An 18810-nucleotide genomic window follows, 5' to 3' on the forward strand; every position below is an offset into this window, starting at 1 on the left:
GTGAAAAGATTATTCATCTCTTTCATTGGTTTGATTGCACTTTTAACTGGGTGCAATCAAGGTGCATCTTCTGAAGATATTGCAAATCTTGCTTATGAGTGGGAAAAGGCAAATTTTGATCGGGATTATGATAGAGAACAAGAACTTATTTATAAGGATGGTTCATATGAAATTCATAAAACTACAAAACAAAAAGATTCAGGATTAATGTATGAAGATATTCGCTATGAAATTTATTTCGATGAAGAATTAGAACAGTATTATGTTTTTGCTGATTTTAAAAACCCTAATGGTGAGAATTTAGTAGAGGATAATATTGTCCTTCGTAAAAAAGATGAAGAATGGAAGGTTGATACCAGCGGAAGTTTGGATATAGTCCGTAAAGATATTTCGGAGAAGTTTGCCCGAGAAGCGTGCATTAATTGCAAATAAGGAGGGATAGGATGCAAACCCTTAAACAAGGCTTAGGCTTTTGTTTAGTGCTGTTGATTCTTCTTTTGCCAACGGGTTCACTTGCCGAGGATGCGGCAACAACTGTACAAAAAAAGGAGGAAACAGTTGGCCGTGTGATTTTGGAAAGTAATGAATATGATCTCTATCATTACCAGATGGAAGCTGATATTGGCGACGGTATCACGAAGGTTGGCGATAATGCATTACATGCCATTAATCAGGGGATGTGGGGGTTCAATAAAACGATTGCTAGTTTTACACTCTATTCCGTTAACCAGCTGATGTCCTTTGATTTGATTAGCAGTATTGTTGATGAAGCGGGGATTATGAGTGAACGAATCTACGAAATTATGTCTGGAACCTTCTTATCCTTGTTTGTCATTTTAGTAGGAGGATCAGCAGCCTGGCGTTACTTTGTAAATCAACAAGTAGGCCATGCGGTAAAAGCGATTATTGGTGCTTTGGCTATCATGGTGTTTACGTTTTGGTTTTATTCTAATACGGCTGGAAATATAAAATGGTTGAATGATAGGGGAGCGGAGCTTGAAGGGATTGCCAGCTCTGCTAATGTGCTAATCAGTTCTGATGAGTATGACAGCAATGCCTCATATGATTCCAAAGAAGGAATTGCGGTACTGGAAAATCAACTGTTTAATCTTATGGTGAAGCGACCCTATTTACTCTTAAATTATGGCTCAACAAAAGAATCAGATATTGTTAGTGAAGATCCAAACCGGGTAGATAAACTTTTAGAAATCAAACCTCATACTGGAGAAGGCAAAGAGCAAAGGAAGAAAATTGTCAGTGATGAGGTTTCCAACTTTGATAACAAACAGATGTCTTCAAGTTTTAGTGGTGAACGCTTCGGATATCTCATTGTCACGATTATTTCAACCATAGCACTTTCGATTCCTGTCTTAATATTAGGCATCTTTAAATTTTTGCTTCAACTATGGTTCCTGGCATTGATCATTTTCACAGCCATTCCACTAGTCCTTTCTTTAATCCCATCTTATAGTGAAACGGCCTTGAATCACGGGAAGAAACTTGTGGGGGTACTACTTATGAAAGCAGGATTAGTCCTCTTGATTGCCGTTATTACCGGACTTGTCACTTTGCTATACGAATCAGTAAAAGTAACCAATGGCGTAGAAGGATATGTCTTTGTTGTTTTCTTGATCTGCATTACCATTTGGGGATTGTTTAAATACCGTTCCGAAATCTTTGAGGTTGCCTCTGCTGGTATGCTTCAAGGTCAGCAAGTGGTAGAGAGAGCTACAACCAATACATTTGATAAGATGGGTGACGCTGGAGAAAAAGGATTCAAAGGTGCAAAAAGAATGGTCGGTACAGCTTATAGAAGCCACCAAAATAAAAAACGTCAAGAAGAATTTCAGCCAGGAAAAGAAGGTACAGGCCGAAAGACTTTTACCAATCCTCCAGTAGCAAACGCTGGAAGGTCAGAGCACCGAAAAGTGGTGGGAGAGAATACATCTCAAAAACAAGGCACAGGGAAAAACCAAGGGCAACAGGCAACTGGAAAAGGCTCGAAAAATACAGCAACGTCATTAGCGACAGAAACAGCCAATCGATCAGCTTCACGAAATGCAGGAGCAGCCATTGTGAGTTTAAAAGATTATAAAAGTGAAAAAACAGAAGGGACATCAGGTAAAGGTACAATCACGGGCCCAGCAGTCAGAGGTTCCGAACGTAATGTTTCGGAAGCTCGGAAGCCGAGTTCGAACCCTCCGAATTCAAATAGACAAGATAGCAGAAAACAAGAGGTTCCTAAGCCTCCTAGCCAACGGACAGTTGGATCAACTAACCCTGAAAATCAACCTTCACCGCATCCTAACCCAGCAACCAGAATGGAAAGTCAACAAGAAGTAGCAGCCTCAAAAGAACCTGTCAAACACCTAACACAGTGGGAAATCCAACAGAAAATCGATGCGAGAAAAGCAAACGCAACACCTTCCGAACCCGTCAAACGTTCTGAGAGCAGGAAGAAAAGTCAGGAAACAGAAAAAGAGCGAAAATGATATTAGAGAGAAGCGCTTTGACGTCATTAGATGCAGTTTCGTGATCAATCGGCTATTCATTGTGTCAGAATCGCTCTTAGAAAGGAGTTCCTATGCAAGGAGTTTTGAAGAAAGGTGCAAAAGTCGCTGGAACCATTGCCATTCTCAAAAACCCCATCACTTGGATTATTGCAGGCATCCTTCTACTTCTCACTTCTATTTTCGGATTTGCTTTGTTTGTTTCAATCAGCTTGGGTGGTGTTAACCAGTTTGAATCAGGAATGTCTGGTGAAGGAGTCGGAGGAACAGCGCTAGTGTCACCTGAAGTTTTGCGATACGAGCCATTAATACGAAAGTATGCAGAGGAATATGGTATCGGTGAATATGTCGGGCTTATTTTGGCTCTTATTCAACAAGAAACAGGTGGAAGGCATTTAGATGTTATGCAGTCATCCGAATCAATCGGACTTCCACCTGGAGCTATCACTGACCCTGAATACTCTATTCAAATTGGCGTGAAATATTTTGCGGAAGTGATGAAGCAGGCTAAAGGTGATATTAATCTAGCTTTGCAAAGCTATAACTTTGGAAATGGATTTATTGGGTACGCATTAAAACGTGGAGGTTATTCCAAAGAAATAGCTACCCAGTTTAGTAGTATGATGGCTGCTAAGCAGGGATGGAGCCGTTACGGTGATACAAATTATGTGGACCATGTCATGCGATATTACAACGGTGGAAATGGCAACGTGGTTATCGTAGGTGATGGTACACAATCCTTTAATGTAGAAGAAGTTCATAACATCATGAAAGAGTATCTTGGTCGTCCCTATGTATGGGGAGGCAGAACGCCTGCAGCAGGAGGATTTGACTGCAGTGGACTACTGGAATATGCCTTTGCACAGATTGGCATTGATATGTACGGCACAGCTCAATCACAGTACAACAAAACAAAGCCGGTTCCTGAAGATCAAATAAGACCAGGAGACTTCGTTTTTTTCTCCACATATAAGCCGGGAGCGTCCCACGTAGGTATGTATGTGGGGAATGGTCAATTTATCAATGCAAATAGCAGTGGCGGTACTTCTTATTCGTCCGTTGAAGAATGGAAAAACTTATATCCTTTCTTAGGTTTTAGACGGATTTAGAAATGGAGGTCCATGGCATGGAGCCAACCCAAAAGAAAAATTTCGTATTTTTAATGATTGTATTTGTTGCTGCTGCTTTGGTTATTCTGTACGTTTTCAGCTTGCGATTACAGTTGCAGGAAGCTAGAGCCAACCAGGGCAACTATGAAGATCAGATTAAATCTCTTTCCTCTGTACAGAATACGGATGCATTAAAGGTAAATCGCGAGTTTCTTGAAAGCTTTTTCACCTATCAAACCACTGCTGAACGATACAAAAAAATTGAACCATTCATGACCGATCAAGGATACAAGGCGACCCATCCTTCCGGAACGGAACTTCCTAATTCGGAAGAATCGGTCCAGTCATCCATGGTAGGCCTGAAGCCTTTTGAATATCAATCTTCGAAAACGGAAGCTGAATTTTTTAATGAATTCAAGCTGACTACGGAATTTAATAATGTTGCTGCCACTGAAACGGTTATCGTCAAAACAACGCTCATATATGTGAAAGAGCAAGGTTGGAAGATTGATGATGTTGAGTTTATTGGTCAATTGACTGGGCGTAAATAAAAATAATAGAAGTCTCTTTGATATTCAGGAATAATAGGGAAACCAGACGTTAAGCGGATGATTTCACAGGCTTAATGTCTGGTTTTGTTAAAAATATGGGGAGAATTCACGCGTAAAAACGAGTTGATTCTCTTTTTAAACATATAAAGAGGCCACAATAAAGAACATATCAGGGGTTTGAAATTTTAAGTGTTTGTCCATGTGTTTTTTTTGCTGGATGTATCGCTTCAAAAAGAGAATAGACACATAGTCAAAATGTGTCTTAATCTCTTCATAAACTATTATTTGTAATTCAGACGTTGTTCAATTTCTTCTGCAATTTTTAATCCGTGAAATCGTCCATCTTCAATATAAACACGATTTGTAATGCCTCCTGTTACAACACCTGCAATAAAGACGTTATCAACGTTTGTTTCATAAGTTTCAGGATTAAAGGTAGGCACTAATGTAGAAGGATCAATTTCAATCCCGATATTTTGAAGCATCGTTGTATCGGGTTGATATCCAATTAGTGAAAATACATAGTCATTTGGAATCGTGACCAATCCCGCGGGGGTATGTAAACTAACTGATGTATCATTTATCTCCTCGACATTGGATTTGGGATAAAATTTAATTTTTTCTTTTTCGATAAAATTTCGGATATCTAAAAGTAAAGAAGGTTTAATTCCTTCGTAAACAGTGTCTCCACGATGGACAAGTGAAACACGCGCCCCGTTGCGATAAAGATCGATAGCTGCTTCGACAGCCGAGTTTTTACCTCCTACTACGGTTACGTCTTGTCCATGGAAGGAATGCCCCTCTTTGTAATAATGAAATTAAAAATATTATTAGTTCCTCGCTTTGATTATGTGAGTTAAGCGTTTTTAATCTTTGATGAAATTCAAACAATAATTCAGGAACTTTATGATTATTATCCATATAGAACACTTGTTGTTGAAGCCTTCCCTTACATAAGTAAGTATAAAAAGAATAAAGAGAAGGGAAAGGCTTAAGAAACTGATCAACAAATGCCGGTTCAAAAACAAACATGGTTCTGATGTATGGATATTGCTGAGTTGCTGAAATATTTATTTTATGAAGTTGGAAAGGTTGGAAACAAATAAGAGATTTAGGTTTTACTTCGTATATTTTTTGATCAATTACAATATCACCGTTTCCTTGATGAATGTAAAGGAATTCCAATCCCTGATGAGCATGAAATTTTTCCTAATTTTGATCATAAGTTTTGGTTTCAAAACTAAACCAAAACGAATTATGTCCAAGATTTAGATTTTCAATAAGGCTCATTTAACTCCTCCCATTCCGCAATTTAGCAATATTATCACAACAATTAAATATATATAATTACTATAATTAACTTAAAGTCAAATAGCTAGGGGGAATTCAAATGGCCTGATTCTCATTATAGAAATCTGATTAAGTGTTAACAATCGCTGGCTGGAAAAAGACTAAGATGCAGGGGAATGTAGGAAAATCCTTTGGAATAATACGGTAATAGGTGTATTATGAATAACCAAGGACATTATAAACTGAAGTAGTGAATTATGCTAAAAATAAACCTACCAGAATACGAAAAGACTATTTACAAGAAATCAAGAAACAATAACAGTATAGGGCACAAAGCATATTCACATTAAGTAAGTATCTCAAAGTAAAAATTCATATTAAATTTAATGGGAAAATCCCACAAACATAGAGTGAGCGGATGCACCGCCCTTTGGAAGTAACGCTACCTTATTAGATAGCGTTACCTTCAGGGATACGTGCGTCTTTTTCTGGTTTGTGGGATTTTTTCTTCTTTAAGGAAGGTTACTACCTATAGTAACTTTTTAAAGTGTATGAAAAAGACAATCATTTTTCAGTCTAATAGACTCGTAGGTGTGTTTTCACTGCAACCGAGCATTGACCCACAAAATAGAGTAGCTGCACTCAAGGGTTAGTAGGACAAAATTTGACTATCAAATATTGTTATAAGCTGTTTTATATAAAACTAGTCGAGCATAAAGTGGTGGGTTTTTACTATTTATTTGCTTAAATAAGCTGTAGTTATAAAGGACAGAAAAAGAATAAAATTATGACTATAGAAATTAAACATAATACACTCTCGGCGTTTCTGGAGAGAATTCGTTAAATTCCTAAATTTTTGATGCGTGAACTAAGCATCGATGTGTGAAGATCATGATTTCAAAAATCTTTCATATTAAAAGGAGGTTATATAAATGTTCGATAATTTCTTAATTAGAAAAGACAGTCTCAAAAATGATGTGGATGATAATGGAAAAGTCATCGGTTTTCAATTTGCAGCAAGAAACGCAAACTATCGTGGTGTTTTCTTATCCTTGCATAATGGTTACTACATTAAAGTTGACGGTGTTGACTATAAGCGTGATGTACAGAAGTTTGAAGTTAATGGGAAAGAGCCTAGATCGTTTGAAGAAATCAAACATGCAGTTTGGGAACATTGGGATTACGATGACGAGGGGATCATTCATGTTGCCAAAGAGGGTGGACTTGAACCAGGAAAGCACATAATTGAGTTTCAGCAATCAGTACTTGCCGGTTATGGATACTTACCAACGGATGAGGAATGGGTGAAAAGCCCACCTGATCCAGGTACTGGAGCTGGATCAGATAAAACAAGAAAAGTCATTAAGTATGAATTAGAACTGCAAGAATAGAAAGGAGCATCTTAAAATGGGAAAAATTAAACGCGGAGTATCGTTGTACAGTTATCAACAAACTCAGTTTTTCAAAGAGTTAGATTTAGAGGGCCAGATTAAGGAAGTTGGTACTAATCTTTATGGTGCTGATGGTATTGAAATTTTAGATGAGATGTCTCTTCGTCAGTATCCAAATCCACCAAAAGAGTTTTTTAACCAGTGGTTCGATTGGATGGATAAGTATGGAACAAACCCAGTTACAATGGATGCCTTTCACGACGTTTTACAATTTAGAGACCATGTTATGACATATTCTGAATCTGCTGACCGTTTGAAAAATGATATTAGATTAGCAAAAAAATTAGGATTTAAGAATGTTCGAACCTTAGCAACAACTCCAGTAGAAATTATGATTGAAGCTTTACCAGTTGCTGAAGAATGCAATATCAAATTAGGGAAAGAAATTCATGCTCCAATTCCAATTAATGGTCAATATGTTAATGAGATTGTTGAGTATTGCGAAAAAACTGGAACAAAACATTTAGGGCTTGTTCCAGATTGGGGGATTTTCGCTTTTCGCCCTTCAGAGGTTACTTTAGATTGGTATATTAGACAAGGTGCAAAAAAAGAAAGCTGTGATTTAGTAGTTGAGCTGTGCATGGACAATTATCTAGGTAAGAGTAATGAATTAAATGATATTGATTTATCTCTATATAGTGCGGGCAATGTTGAATCATTATTCCATCGTTACTTAAAACATAACGAAGCACCTGAAAACCTATTACCAGCTTTTCAAAAGATGCAAAAATTAATCAAGGACAATGTTCCTAACTATACAGAAATCGACTTTGAAGTAATGGCTCAGGCGTTACTGTTATCACGTACTAAACCAAGTGATTTGAAATCTATACTGCCATATATCGTTAGTATTCACGGTAAATTCTATAATATGTCTGAAATTCCAGGGAATACAGGACAATATCAAGATATTGCAATTGACTATGAAGGTCCTATCAAATTCTTGAAAGAGAATGGCTATGAGGGGTATATAAACTCAGAATATGAAGGTCAACGTCGTTTTCAAGATCGTGGTGTAGAGGACTTGATTAGTGAAATTGATCAAGTAAGAAAACATCAAGAAATGCTAAAAAGGCTAATTGGTGAGTAATGAAAGGGGATACAACAATGAAGAAATTGAAAATTGGTATTATTGGTACTGGTGGGATTTGTAATAATAAGCATTTACCTTCTTTAGCAAAAGTAGCTGATAAAGCAGAAGTGGTCGCATTATGTGACATTATTGAAGAAAAAGCTCGAGCGACTGTGGAACGACACAATTTAACAAATGTCAAAATTTATTCAGACTACCGTGAGATGCTTAAAGATAAAGATATTGATGTTATTCATGTATGCACACCTAATGTTTCTCATTGTCAAATTACAATTGATGCTTTCGCAGCTGATAAACATGTACTTTGTGAAAAGCCAATGGCAGCGACAACTGAAGACGCACAAAAAATGATGGATGCATGGAAAAAATACGGTAAAAAATTTACAGTTGCATACCAAAATCGCTTTCGTCATGATGTGCAAGTCCTTAAAAAAGCTAGTGAAGCAGGTGAACTGGGAGATATTTACTATGGAGAAGCAAATGCGATTCGTCGTAAAGCAGTTCCAACCTGGGGAGTTTTCTCTGACAAATCTCAACAGGGTGGAGGACCATTAATTGATATCGGCACTCATGCTTTAGATATCACTTTATGGTGTATGGATAATTATGATGTTGACAGTGTTAGTGGTCAAGTTTTCTATAAGTTAGGTAATCTACCAGAAGCTGCTCTAGGGAATACTTATGGGGCATGGGATACTGATACATTTGAAGTTGAAGATTCTGCTATGGGATTCATTAAATTTAAAAATGGAGCTTTAGTGAATCTAAGGGCCTCTTGGGCATTAAACTACATGGACGCGCGTGAAGCTGCAACTACTTTGTGTGGAACCTTAGAAGGTGCGGAAATTAAATACGGTGGTAGTTATCAGACAGCCGAATTGTGGTTCAATCATGTTCGGCATGGAAAAATGAGCGAAGAGACATTATCAGGTGAGGCTTTGGTTGATTATTTTGAAGGTGTTAATGAGCCACCTGGTGTTGTTGAAGCAAAACAGTGGATTGATGCTATATTAAATGACACTGAGCCATGTGTGAAACCAGAAGAAGCATTTAGAGTGACACAGATTTTAGACGCAATTTATAAGGCTTCTAATGAAAATGTAACAGTAAAATTTGACTAATAATAATATAGGGCGGTTTAAAACCGCCTTTTATTAATAGAAAGGAAAATAGCAATGAAATACAAATATGCTGTCATTGGTTATGGTTTTATTGGCCGAAGACATGTCACCATCTTGAAAAATTTTGAAAACTGCGATTGTGTAGCGGTTTGTGACATTAACCAAGCAAGACTTGATGAAGCAAGGGAGCTATACCCTGATATTGAAGTATATGATCATATAGATAAACTTTTGGAGAATACAGATATTAACGGAGTGATTATATCAGCGAATAATAATCAACACAAGGAACTTGTAATTAAATCAGCCCAAGCAGGGATGAATATTATCTGTGAAAAACCCGCTGCTCTATCAGTAAAAGAATTTGATGAAATGATGGAAGAAGTTGAAAAAGCAGGAGTACATTTTACTGTACATCAACAAAGAAGGTTTGACAAAGATTTTCGTAGTATTAAAAAATGTTATGACGATGGATTGCTTGGAGATGTATATACTATCAAAAGCTCATTATATGGATTTAACGGAAATATGCATGACTGGCATGTTATTAAGTCTGAAGGTGGGGGCATGCTCTACGATTGGGGAGTACACTTGATAGATCAAATTCTTTTTATGATTGAAAGTCCTTTGAAGTCAGTTTTTGCGGATGTTAGGAATGTAATCAATAAAGAGGTAGACGATTACTTCAATATCCTCCTGCGATTTGAAAATGGTGTCACTGCTGAAATCGAACTTGGCACATATTATCTATCGGATCAATCAGATTGGTTTGAAAGACATTGGTTTATGGGTGGCAACAAGGGAAGTATGTACGCAAATAAATTTGATCCAGAGGGGAAAATAGTACGTACAACAAAATTACTAGAAAATGTCGCAGGAGATCAAGATAAATCCGCCGCTTCTTACGGGCCAACACGCTCATTTGGTATTCCAGATCCGGGACTAATTGTAACAGAAGAAATTCCAAAGGTTAACAGTGATTATATTGAGTTTTTCAATAACTATTTTCAAACATTGGATGGAAACGCTGAAATGCTTGTTAAACCTGAAGAAGTTCGAAAAGTTTTATCTGTTATGGAAGCCTGTTGGAAATCTGCAGAAACTTTCAATAGTGTACCTTTTGGTTAAATTTGTAAGCGCTATATCTATGTTCGTTAGATTTGGGTTGGTGTTTCTACGGAGAATTAGCTGATGTAATAAGAACTAAATCGATCAAATTCACAGGTATAATTGTGATAGAAAAAGGAGTGTTGCTGGTGAAAGAGAACAGCGTAACTCAGTTTATTGATAATAGTAGATTTAGTAAGTTTCATATTACTTTAATAGGTTTGGGGCTTTTTCTAATAGCTTTTACCGGGTACGGTGCTGCTGCATATGGCTCGATACTTCCGCTAATTACAGAGGAGTGGAATGTGGACCCAACAAAACTAGGGTTTGTTGGAAGTGTAGCGGAGTTTGGTACAATGTTTGGTGCGCTTTTCCTAAGTTATTTTAGCGATAAATTTGGTGCAAAGAAATTATTGATTAGTTCAGTTTTGATATTTAGTATTTTTACTTTTGCACAATCAATGGTAAATAATATTAATCTATTTGCTTTTTGTAGATTCATTGCAGGTATGGGTTTTGGTGGTGTAATTCCTATCGTTATTTCACTTCTTACAGAATATGCACCTAAGACGAGTAAGAGTAAATCTGTAGCTATTGCTTTATGTGGCAATCAAGTTGGATCGCTTATCGCGCCACTAATTGCCATTATAGTGATTCCTCAATTAGGTTGGCGACCAGTGCTGTGGATGGCATTAATCCCCATTCTGTTCATGGCTTTTATAGTTAAATATGTACCTGAATCTGCTCAATATTTGGTTAAAGCCAAAAAAATAGACCAGTTAAAAGCAATTTTAGAAAAGATAAGCAAAGAGTATTGTCAAGAAATAAATGTTGATCAGGTAGTAGAGAATAATAAAGAACATATGAGAAAGGACAATAAAGTCTCATATTTAAGATTATTCGATAGAAAATTCCTTTTTGTTACCATTTTATCTTGTGTTATTTATATCATGGGTCTATTGTTTATCAATGGTGTTATTATTTGGTTACCGGGTCTTATGGTTCGTAATGGTTATCCTTTAACTTCTAGTTTGGCGTTTGCTGTTTTTCTAAATCTAGGTACGATAGCGGGTACTGCTACTTGGTCAAGTATTGCAGATAAAAAGGGATTTACTGTTTTACTTCCTGTTATTTATAGCATTGGAGCATTATCACTTATGCTAATGGGAATTAAAGCAAACATTGTCATGCTTTATATATTTGTAGTTCTGATTGGTTTCTTCTTGTTTGCAGCACACAGTTTAGTCAATGCTTTTGTTTCACAGCATTATCCAAATGAAATTAGATCAACAGCCGTGGGATTTCCGAACAGTGTTGGAAGAATTGGTGGTATATTAGGACCTATTGTAGGTGGCATCCTATTGTCTGCAAATGCTTCAATCAGTGTATGGTTCATCACTTTCGGAGCAACTGGATTAATCGCAGCGTTTTCTTTTGTTCTTATCAATTTAACTATAAAAAGAAAGACGGCTGTACTAAATAATATAAACACTACGGAAAATCTCTAATAAAAATTAGATAAGACATCCTGGTAATGAAATATTTTCGAATTTATTTGAAAAGAAATTAATGCAAGAAAAGGTGATAAAAAATGATTATTGATGCACACGTTCATATTAAGACAGATGAGGTTGGTTTTGACAGAAGTGAGGTGAAAACTGTAGTTAGGAAAATGGATGAAAACGGAATAGACAAAGTGGTATGTTTTACTTTGGCTTCAGGCTTAGAAAAGCAAAAAAAATTGTCGGAAATCATTAAGCCTTATTCTGACCGATTTATCCCGATAGCGTTTATCAATCCTAACGATGCTGATGCTAAAGTACAACTGTTATATTGTTTAGATGAACTCAAATTCAATGGTATCAAATTGCATCCATGGTTTAGCAATTTTAGTGTAGCCAATATTGAGTTGTTAAGACCATTGTTTGAACTTTTAAATGATCGGGGACTTTACGCTGTTATTCATTGTACCTCTGAAGACTATCGTGTTCATCCTGTGATGTTTGAACGACTTGGAAACGAGTTTCCAAATGTTACGATTCAGATGGCGCATATGGGTGAGGTAATGGCTGGAGAGTATGCGATTGATGTTGCTAAGCGTGTGCCTAACGTTTATTTGGATACCTCAATTACATCACTAATGGCTGTAATGCATGTTCTCGAACAATGTCCAGATAAAGTGTTTATGGGCTGTGATTATCCGTTTTATGAATTTGAAATGGAAATTATGAAGCAAAAACTTGCAGCAAAAGAAGTAAATAAGACTGAAGAAATGAAAATGATCATGGGCGGTAATTTTCAAAGAGTTTTCCGCTTGAAAGATGATAAATAAATTAAGCGTGCTAACTGTAGGTAGTAAATCCTTAAATTTCTACTACCTACAGTTAGCTCTTTTTGTTACTTATTTTTTTAATAACATATCAACTACAAAACTGCTTCTCTTGACTTGAGTTTAAAAAGGTTTTTAAATTTGTTTTCACTATAGATTTCTTCTTTATGTTGTGTACTCAGTTTACAACGTAAAGAATTTGAATTGGAAGGTTAACTTTTGACCTAGATTCACACCACAATTAAAGTGATTACATTATTTTTGTCAAAGAAAGCTTAATGTTTAGCTATATACTTTTGTTATACTTAGGAACATAGATGAAAAAGAGTAGAGTGTTAAAACATGGAAAAAGTGGAGTGATTAAACGTGGAAAAAGATTACCTCTCTTCAGACTCCGTAATGGATTTAGAATTCATAACTAACTCTGAGACTAAGCTTCATTACCATGAAAACTTTGAACTATTATATGTTTTAAGTGGTAATATGTCGATTACTGTTGAAGGGGAAAACTATTTATTAACACAAAGAGACATAATTATTGTGAACTATAACCGAAAACACAGTTTTAATGGCAGTGATGATTTATTTGTAGCCAGATTTATTATCTCATATAGTAAAGTGAGAGAATTATTGTCAAAAGACATGATGATTTTTTGGTGTAATTCCACTTTTGAAAAGAATGAGTCATATGATGAACTGAAACGAATTATAGATCAAATTTTAAATCAACATCTGATAGAACCAAAAAAAAATAGTATTTATAAATTAAGTTTATATTATCAACTACTCCATGTCATTACTAAAAACTTTTTATTGACTTCCGATGACATAAAGTATGAAAAAGAAAATAATAATTCTGATGATAGGATGAAGGAGATTCTTCAATTTATAAGAGCCAATTATCAAGATAGTATCTCTCTGCAAGATATAGCTGACCAGTTTTATTTATCAACCGCTTATTTATCAAAATATATTAAAAAGAAGTTTAATATTAATTTTAGTGAGCTAATTACTTCAATACGCTTATCTCATGCTATGGTTGATTTGCTTTATAGCGATTTACCAATTATGAAAATTGCTATAAATAATGGGTTTGCAAGCGTAGCTGCTTATAACAAAGCTTTCAAAGAAGCATACAATATGACACCTTCACAATTCAAAAAAAATAAAAACACTTCAAAACAAAATGAAAGTAATAAGAAAAATGATGAAAATAATAATGTTAAGAAACGACTTGAAGATTATTTGAGTGAGAATCCGGTTCAGATTTTTGAAGAAGGTGAGATTAAAGATATTCATTTATTTCTTGATCTAGGTGATTTAGATGAAGAAGAATGGAATAGTAACTTCACCCTACTAATTAATGCAGGAACTGCTGTAGACTTAACTAAATCGGATTTCCAAGAACAAATGTTATATATGAAAACACATTTAGGTGCAGAATATGTACGATTTTGGGACATTTATGCACCTGAATTATATTTGGATATTCATGCTCCTAAAGAAAATCTGAACTTTAGTCGACTTGATAGTGTTACCGATTTTTTAGTTAATAATCAATTAAAACCGTATATTGAGTTGGGGTTCAAGCCGATAAGACTTCTAAAGAATACGCAGAGTGCACTAATGGAAATACCACGGAATCAAAAATTTGACTCCGAAAACGAAATGACCTCATTTTTTGGTGAGTTATTAACACATTTTATAAAACGCTATGGATCTGAAGAGGTTCAAAAATGGTATTTCGAATATTGGAAAAAGGAAGATATTGTATTTTATGATTTGGAATATAATTATAAACCTCAAACAGAGTCAGTCCATAGAGATTATTTTCATAGGTTTGAGATTATCGCTAAGACTTTTAGGGAAATTTTGCCTGAAGTAAAAATTGGAGGTGGTGGATTTCCTATACAGCATTATGGAAAAATGGGTTTTACAGAATTATTGGAGATGTGGAAGAGTTACAATGAATATCCAGATTTTTTATCAATTACCTGTTATCCATATCAATTAGAGAGGGAGTCCAACACATATTATGAAAAAAAATCTACAGATATGTATTTTATTCAACATAACCTTGAAACTCTAAGAGAATCTATGGAATTAAGCTCTTTTCCTGACGTACCGGTTCATGTATCAGAGTATAATTTAACACTATCTAATAGAAATCCGATTAATGACCACTGCGCGAAAGGGGCTTTTCTCATTCAAAATGCAATTTCAACTATTGGATGCGCTGATATATTTGGACATTGGCTTGGAACTGATATTTATGCTGATTTTCATGATTCACAAAGTTTTCTTTTCGGTGGGGGCGGATTGTTAACCAAAACTGGTGTGCCTAAGCCAGCATTTTATGCTTTATCCTTTTTAAAACTACTTTATAAAAATATTTATAAAAGAGAAAAAAATTATGTTATTACAGGAAATAGTAGAGGATCATTTAGAATAGCCTGTCATAATTTTAAGAAACTAAATTTTAACTATTACTTAATGGATGAAAGCAAAATTGAGGTAAGTAGTTTGTCTCATTTATTTGAAGAACACGAATCCCTCAATATAAAAATTAGGATAAAAAACATCGAGAATGGCGTTTATGTTATTAAAACAAGTTTGATAAACAGTGAGTACGGTAGTGTACAGGATGAGTGGATCAGACTCAATTCAGAAGAAAAATTGAACATAAGTGAGCAAAATTACCTGAAGCGTATTAGTACACCAAGACTTTTAAATACTTATATAACAGTAGAAAAGCATGTATTAGATTTTAATGTTCAGCTAAAACCAAACGAATTTCGCAATCTTCATATTTTTGCTAAGTAACATTAAATTGTTTTATTTGGGCTACTGGATGTTTGATATGAAAAAAGACACTAGTTTACAGAGTGAAAAGTAAAATGGTATATTCTTGAACCTTTTGTAATACTATTTCTCCACGTTTTCAACAAAGGAATTGAATAGGTTGGAAGTTAAGATTAAACTCGCAATAATTTAAAAGGATAATATATATCAGATTTTACTAATAATAATAAATGAGTTTCGCCTATTTCCTTTTTTATCAGTAGCCTTTAACAAGTTATCAAAATAATAATATAAGCTCCCATCCTCATGAAGGTGGGGGCTTTTTGACGCTTACTTTTTAATAAATGGAAAAATATCAAAATTAAGATCTGATTATCTCTGTATTTGTGTTCATTCTGACAGGCATCATGACTTATTCATAGGTCTTGTCTAATATTTTTGCGGAGTTCCTGCCGATCAGTTTCCTGCTCTCTATGGTCCCAAGTTTTAATCACAATAGGGAATCGAGTAACTTTACATTAGGAAGTTGCTAGATCCCTTATTTTTTGGGAAAAAACTACATTTCTTGATGAAGACAAAATTTAACATTATGATTTTGTTGTCTCAAAAAATGCAAACAATAGAAAGTGGAAAAGAAGAATGATTTTAGCAATATTGAGAATAAATATCCCATAGTTGCCGCTTACAATATAGCATAAAATTATAGAAAGCAAATAAATCAAAGGAGGATAAACAATGTTTGCTAATGTCTTAATCTGCTAAGGCAGTCTCTAAAATGATGTTGATGAAAATGAAAATTGCCAATTATCGAGGCGTTTTCCTATCCTCACATAATGGCTACTACATTAAAGTGGATGGAGTTGAATATCCACGTAATGTTGAGTGATAATAAAGTTGTTTAATATTACATGTACAGGCGAAAAGACTAAATAAATATAAGACTTCATCAATCTACCGACCTAAGAAAGGATTTTTATTAATAACCAGTTTAAGGTAATTAGGGGAGTTTGTATGATATTTATAGAGTTAGATGCAATAGAATATAGAATTAATCAACTGAGAAAAGAATTGTTTCAGATTGCTAAAATAAGTGGATTAAATAGCCGTGAGACCATCTATTGCAGTCAGCAATTAGACCAACTCATCACGATCTATCAAAAATTTTCTTATAAAAAATAAAAATATGTTGTTGAATGGCAACAAAGTAGTTTGAATATTAACATTTTAAACAACTTTATTATCATTAGTTTTGAAATTTACTCTTCATGTTACGATCGAAATTAAACAACTTATTTTTTGTTTGATCTGAATTTAAAAGGGTTTTATGCGAGTTTAACGCTTCAAAATTAAATGACTTTATTGTTACTGTACACGTAAACTTCAAATATTTGATATCAATAGGAAAGAACCTAGAACATTTGAAGAAATCAAACGCGGCGTATCGTTTTATTTTTTATGATTTTCCATCTGTAAAATTTATAAGAAAAGGAGTTTTTTTATGAATAAAATAGTCCTTAGTTCTTTTCTCGATAATAGCAAGTTTACCAAATTTCACAAGTTGTTATTATTCATTTGTTTTTTCATCATTACTTTTTCAGGATACGAACTTTCTGTTTTTGGTTCAATTGTTCCAGTTGTTATAAAGGAATGGAATATTAGTTCAACACAAGTTGGATTTATCGGCAGTTCAGCGATGTTTGGGATGATGTTTGGAGCAATATCCTTAAGTTTTTTGGCTGACAAATTTGGTGTGAAAAAATTATTGATTGTTTCTATCTTCATTTTTAATTTTTTCATTGTCCTTGCAACTTTTACCGATAGTGGTTTAATGTTTGGGATTTGCCGATTTATGGCTGGTGTAGGAAGTGGCGGAGCGACACCTATTGTGATTTCACTTCTAACAGAATATTCCCCTAAAACAAGTAAAGCAAAAATGGTTGCATTTGCTATCTGTGGGAACCAAGTTGGAGGGATGCTTGCACCTTTCGTAGCGATGAATGTTATGCCACGATTTGGTTGGGAACCTGTTTTATGGTTATCAATTTTACCACTGATTTTAATTCCGATCTTTATAAAGATAATTCCAGAATCAGCGCAATTTTTAGCTAAAAACAATCAAAATGAAAAATTAGATAAGTTACTTTACAAAATTGACGAAAACTATAAAAAAACTTTAGAAATTACGGCACAATCAATGGAAACGACTAAAGTTCAAGAGAAAAAAGTGGAAAAACTACCTTATTTACAACTTTTCAGCAAAAGATTTTTTCTTGGAACAGTCTTAATTACTTTGATTTATATTTGTGGTTTACTGACAATAAATGGTGTGAATATTTGGTTGCCACAAGTGATGAATCAAAATGGTTATGCCCTTGGCTCAAGTTTAACGTTTTCAATTGTTTTAAATCTAGGGACTTTGATTGGAACAATTCTATGGGCAATAAAAGTTGATAGAATTGGTTTCAAAATTTTAATGCCTGTGATTTATGTAATTGGAGCAATTAGTTTATTTGGAATGGGTGTTAAAGCTAACTTAATTGTTTTATACTTTTTTGTTGCTTTAATTGGGATGTTTGCTTTTTCAGCACATTCATTAATGAATACTTTTACTTCGCAATATTATCCTGCGGAAATCAGAACCACAGGTTTAGGATTTGCTAATTCTACAGGTAGAATTGGTGGAATGCTAGGTCCAATCGTAGGTGGTATGCTTTTAACAGCTAATGTATCAATCACAGTTTGGTTTCTTACTTTTGCTATTCCAGGGATTGTAGCAGCGTTGTCAATTACTATTATCAATCTTCAAACGAAATATTTCGAAAATAAAAGTGCTTTGAAAGTGAATGCAATTCCTACTGAACAATAAAAACTAAATAATATTTTTTGGCTCTTTGTCAACGAGTGTTGGTTAACAGAAATTCTATAGAAATCAGCCGGCAGTCAGGTGACCTTAGTCGCTTGGCTGCTTCTTTGTGTCTTTCGGAAATATTTTCAAGGTACATGAAAACCGTATTTTTGAAATTATGATAATTACGGAAACCATAAGCATCCTTTCGATTCCTCCACCTGTAAGACTTCGTCAATCAAACAGTAGAGGTTATTTTTGGGGCGGGCAAGCCTTTTTTTATGCAGTGATCTTCTTCACGAATTCTCTGTATATCTCTGTACTTTTATTTTGCAATAGACGGCCCATGAGTCAATTTGCTCTTTATAATCTCCTTTTTTGATAGTCCTCTGGTAGTTTTACTGTTCATCGTATAGGTTCTCATGCCAAATAGAAACTTTCCGTAACCATTCCATTGTTCAGTGCAATATTATCACTATAATAATTATGAAGGACAATAAATATATATTAAATTTTGCTGTTTTTTTTAGATTTTTTTCGACTTTTTCTTTTTCATCAAATAACAATTAGATTTTGGACATGATTCGCAAATAATTTAGAGG

14 protein-coding genes and 3 pseudogenes are annotated in these 18810 nt (G+C 34.7%); 15 read left to right on the forward strand and 2 right to left on the reverse strand.

Annotated elements, in window-relative coordinates:
* The 4 genes from JNUCC23_RS22510 to JNUCC23_RS22525 all read left to right on the forward strand — a co-directional run.
* Positions 1-432 (forward strand): hypothetical protein (locus tag JNUCC23_RS22510; RefSeq protein ID WP_454216199.1); only part of this gene is annotated, 432 nt, incomplete at its 5' end.
* 11 nt (positions 433-443) lie between these two features.
* Complete coding sequence (locus JNUCC23_RS22515; protein ID WP_454216201.1) at positions 444-2492, forward strand: CD3337/EF1877 family mobilome membrane protein; 2049 nt, start codon at positions 444-446, stop codon at positions 2490-2492.
* Positions 2493-2584: 92 nt separating this feature from the next.
* Complete coding sequence (locus JNUCC23_RS22520) at positions 2585-3619, forward strand: bifunctional lytic transglycosylase/C40 family peptidase (protein ID WP_454216203.1); 1035 nt, start codon at positions 2585-2587, stop codon at positions 3617-3619.
* Between the two features lie 17 nt (positions 3620-3636).
* Positions 3637-4170: a hypothetical protein gene (locus JNUCC23_RS22525; RefSeq protein ID WP_454216205.1), complete on the forward strand. Its 534-nt coding sequence runs from the start codon at positions 3637-3639 to the stop codon at positions 4168-4170.
* 281 nt (positions 4171-4451) lie between these two features.
* Here JNUCC23_RS22525 and JNUCC23_RS22530 read toward each other — a convergent pair.
* Positions 4452-4973: pseudogene (locus JNUCC23_RS22530) on the reverse strand (NAD(P)-binding domain-containing protein); the annotation flags it as partial.
* Positions 4927-5358 (reverse strand): annotated as a pseudogene (locus JNUCC23_RS22535) (AraC family ligand binding domain-containing protein); the annotation flags it as partial. The pseudogenes JNUCC23_RS22535 and JNUCC23_RS22530, both read right to left, overlap by 47 nt.
* 1034 nt (positions 5359-6392) lie before the next feature.
* On the opposite strand from JNUCC23_RS22535, the gene JNUCC23_RS22540 reads away from it, so the two are divergent.
* The 11 genes and pseudogenes from JNUCC23_RS22540 to JNUCC23_RS22590 all read left to right on the forward strand — a co-directional run bounded on the left by JNUCC23_RS22540 (position 6393) and on the right by JNUCC23_RS22590 (position 18229).
* Entirely contained in the window at positions 6393-6851 is a 459-nt protein-coding gene (locus JNUCC23_RS22540) for a C-glycoside deglycosidase beta subunit domain-containing protein (protein WP_454216207.1), read from the forward strand.
* A gap of 16 nt (positions 6852-6867) precedes the next feature.
* The gene (locus JNUCC23_RS22545; protein WP_403076616.1) at positions 6868-8001 is read left to right on the forward strand and encodes a sugar phosphate isomerase/epimerase family protein; all 1134 of its coding nucleotides are present in this window, start codon (positions 6868-6870) and stop codon (positions 7999-8001) included.
* Between the two features lie 17 nt (positions 8002-8018).
* The gene (locus tag JNUCC23_RS22550; protein ID WP_403076618.1) at positions 8019-9125 is read left to right on the forward strand and encodes a Gfo/Idh/MocA family protein; all 1107 of its coding nucleotides are present in this window, start codon (positions 8019-8021) and stop codon (positions 9123-9125) included.
* 54 nt (positions 9126-9179) lie between these two features.
* Positions 9180-10253 carry a Gfo/Idh/MocA family protein gene (locus tag JNUCC23_RS22555; RefSeq protein ID WP_454216210.1) on the forward strand — a complete coding sequence of 358 codons (1074 nt, stop codon included), beginning with the start codon at positions 9180-9182 and terminating at the stop codon, positions 10251-10253.
* 128 nt (positions 10254-10381) lie between these two features.
* Positions 10382-11740 (forward strand): MFS transporter, encoded by a 1359-nt coding sequence (locus tag JNUCC23_RS22560; RefSeq protein WP_403076623.1) that lies wholly within the window; start codon positions 10382-10384, stop codon positions 11738-11740.
* 83 nt (positions 11741-11823) lie between these two features.
* Positions 11824-12564 carry an amidohydrolase family protein gene (locus JNUCC23_RS22565; RefSeq protein ID WP_403076625.1) on the forward strand — a complete coding sequence of 247 codons (741 nt, stop codon included), beginning with the start codon at positions 11824-11826 and terminating at the stop codon, positions 12562-12564.
* 363 nt (positions 12565-12927) lie between these two features.
* A complete protein-coding gene (locus tag JNUCC23_RS22570) occupies positions 12928-15384 on the forward strand; it encodes a GH39 family glycosyl hydrolase (protein WP_454216213.1) in 2457 nt (818 codons plus the stop codon).
* 353 nt (positions 15385-15737) lie between these two features.
* Positions 15738-15854, forward strand: a pseudogene (locus JNUCC23_RS22575) (hypothetical protein); the annotation flags it as partial.
* Between the two features lie 284 nt (positions 15855-16138).
* Complete coding sequence (locus tag JNUCC23_RS22580; RefSeq protein ID WP_454216215.1) at positions 16139-16249, forward strand: C-glycoside deglycosidase beta subunit domain-containing protein; 111 nt, start codon at positions 16139-16141, stop codon at positions 16247-16249.
* A 125-nt stretch (positions 16250-16374) separates the two neighbouring features.
* Entirely contained in the window at positions 16375-16542 is a 168-nt protein-coding gene (locus tag JNUCC23_RS22585) for a Spo0E family sporulation regulatory protein-aspartic acid phosphatase (protein ID WP_403076633.1), read from the forward strand.
* A gap of 319 nt (positions 16543-16861) precedes the next feature.
* Positions 16862-18229: an MFS transporter gene (locus JNUCC23_RS22590; protein ID WP_403076636.1), complete on the forward strand. Its 1368-nt coding sequence runs from the start codon at positions 16862-16864 to the stop codon at positions 18227-18229.
* The last annotated feature ends 581 nt before the right edge of the window (positions 18230-18810 follow it).

It is taken from the genome of Peribacillus sp. JNUCC 23 (genome assembly GCF_053653995.1).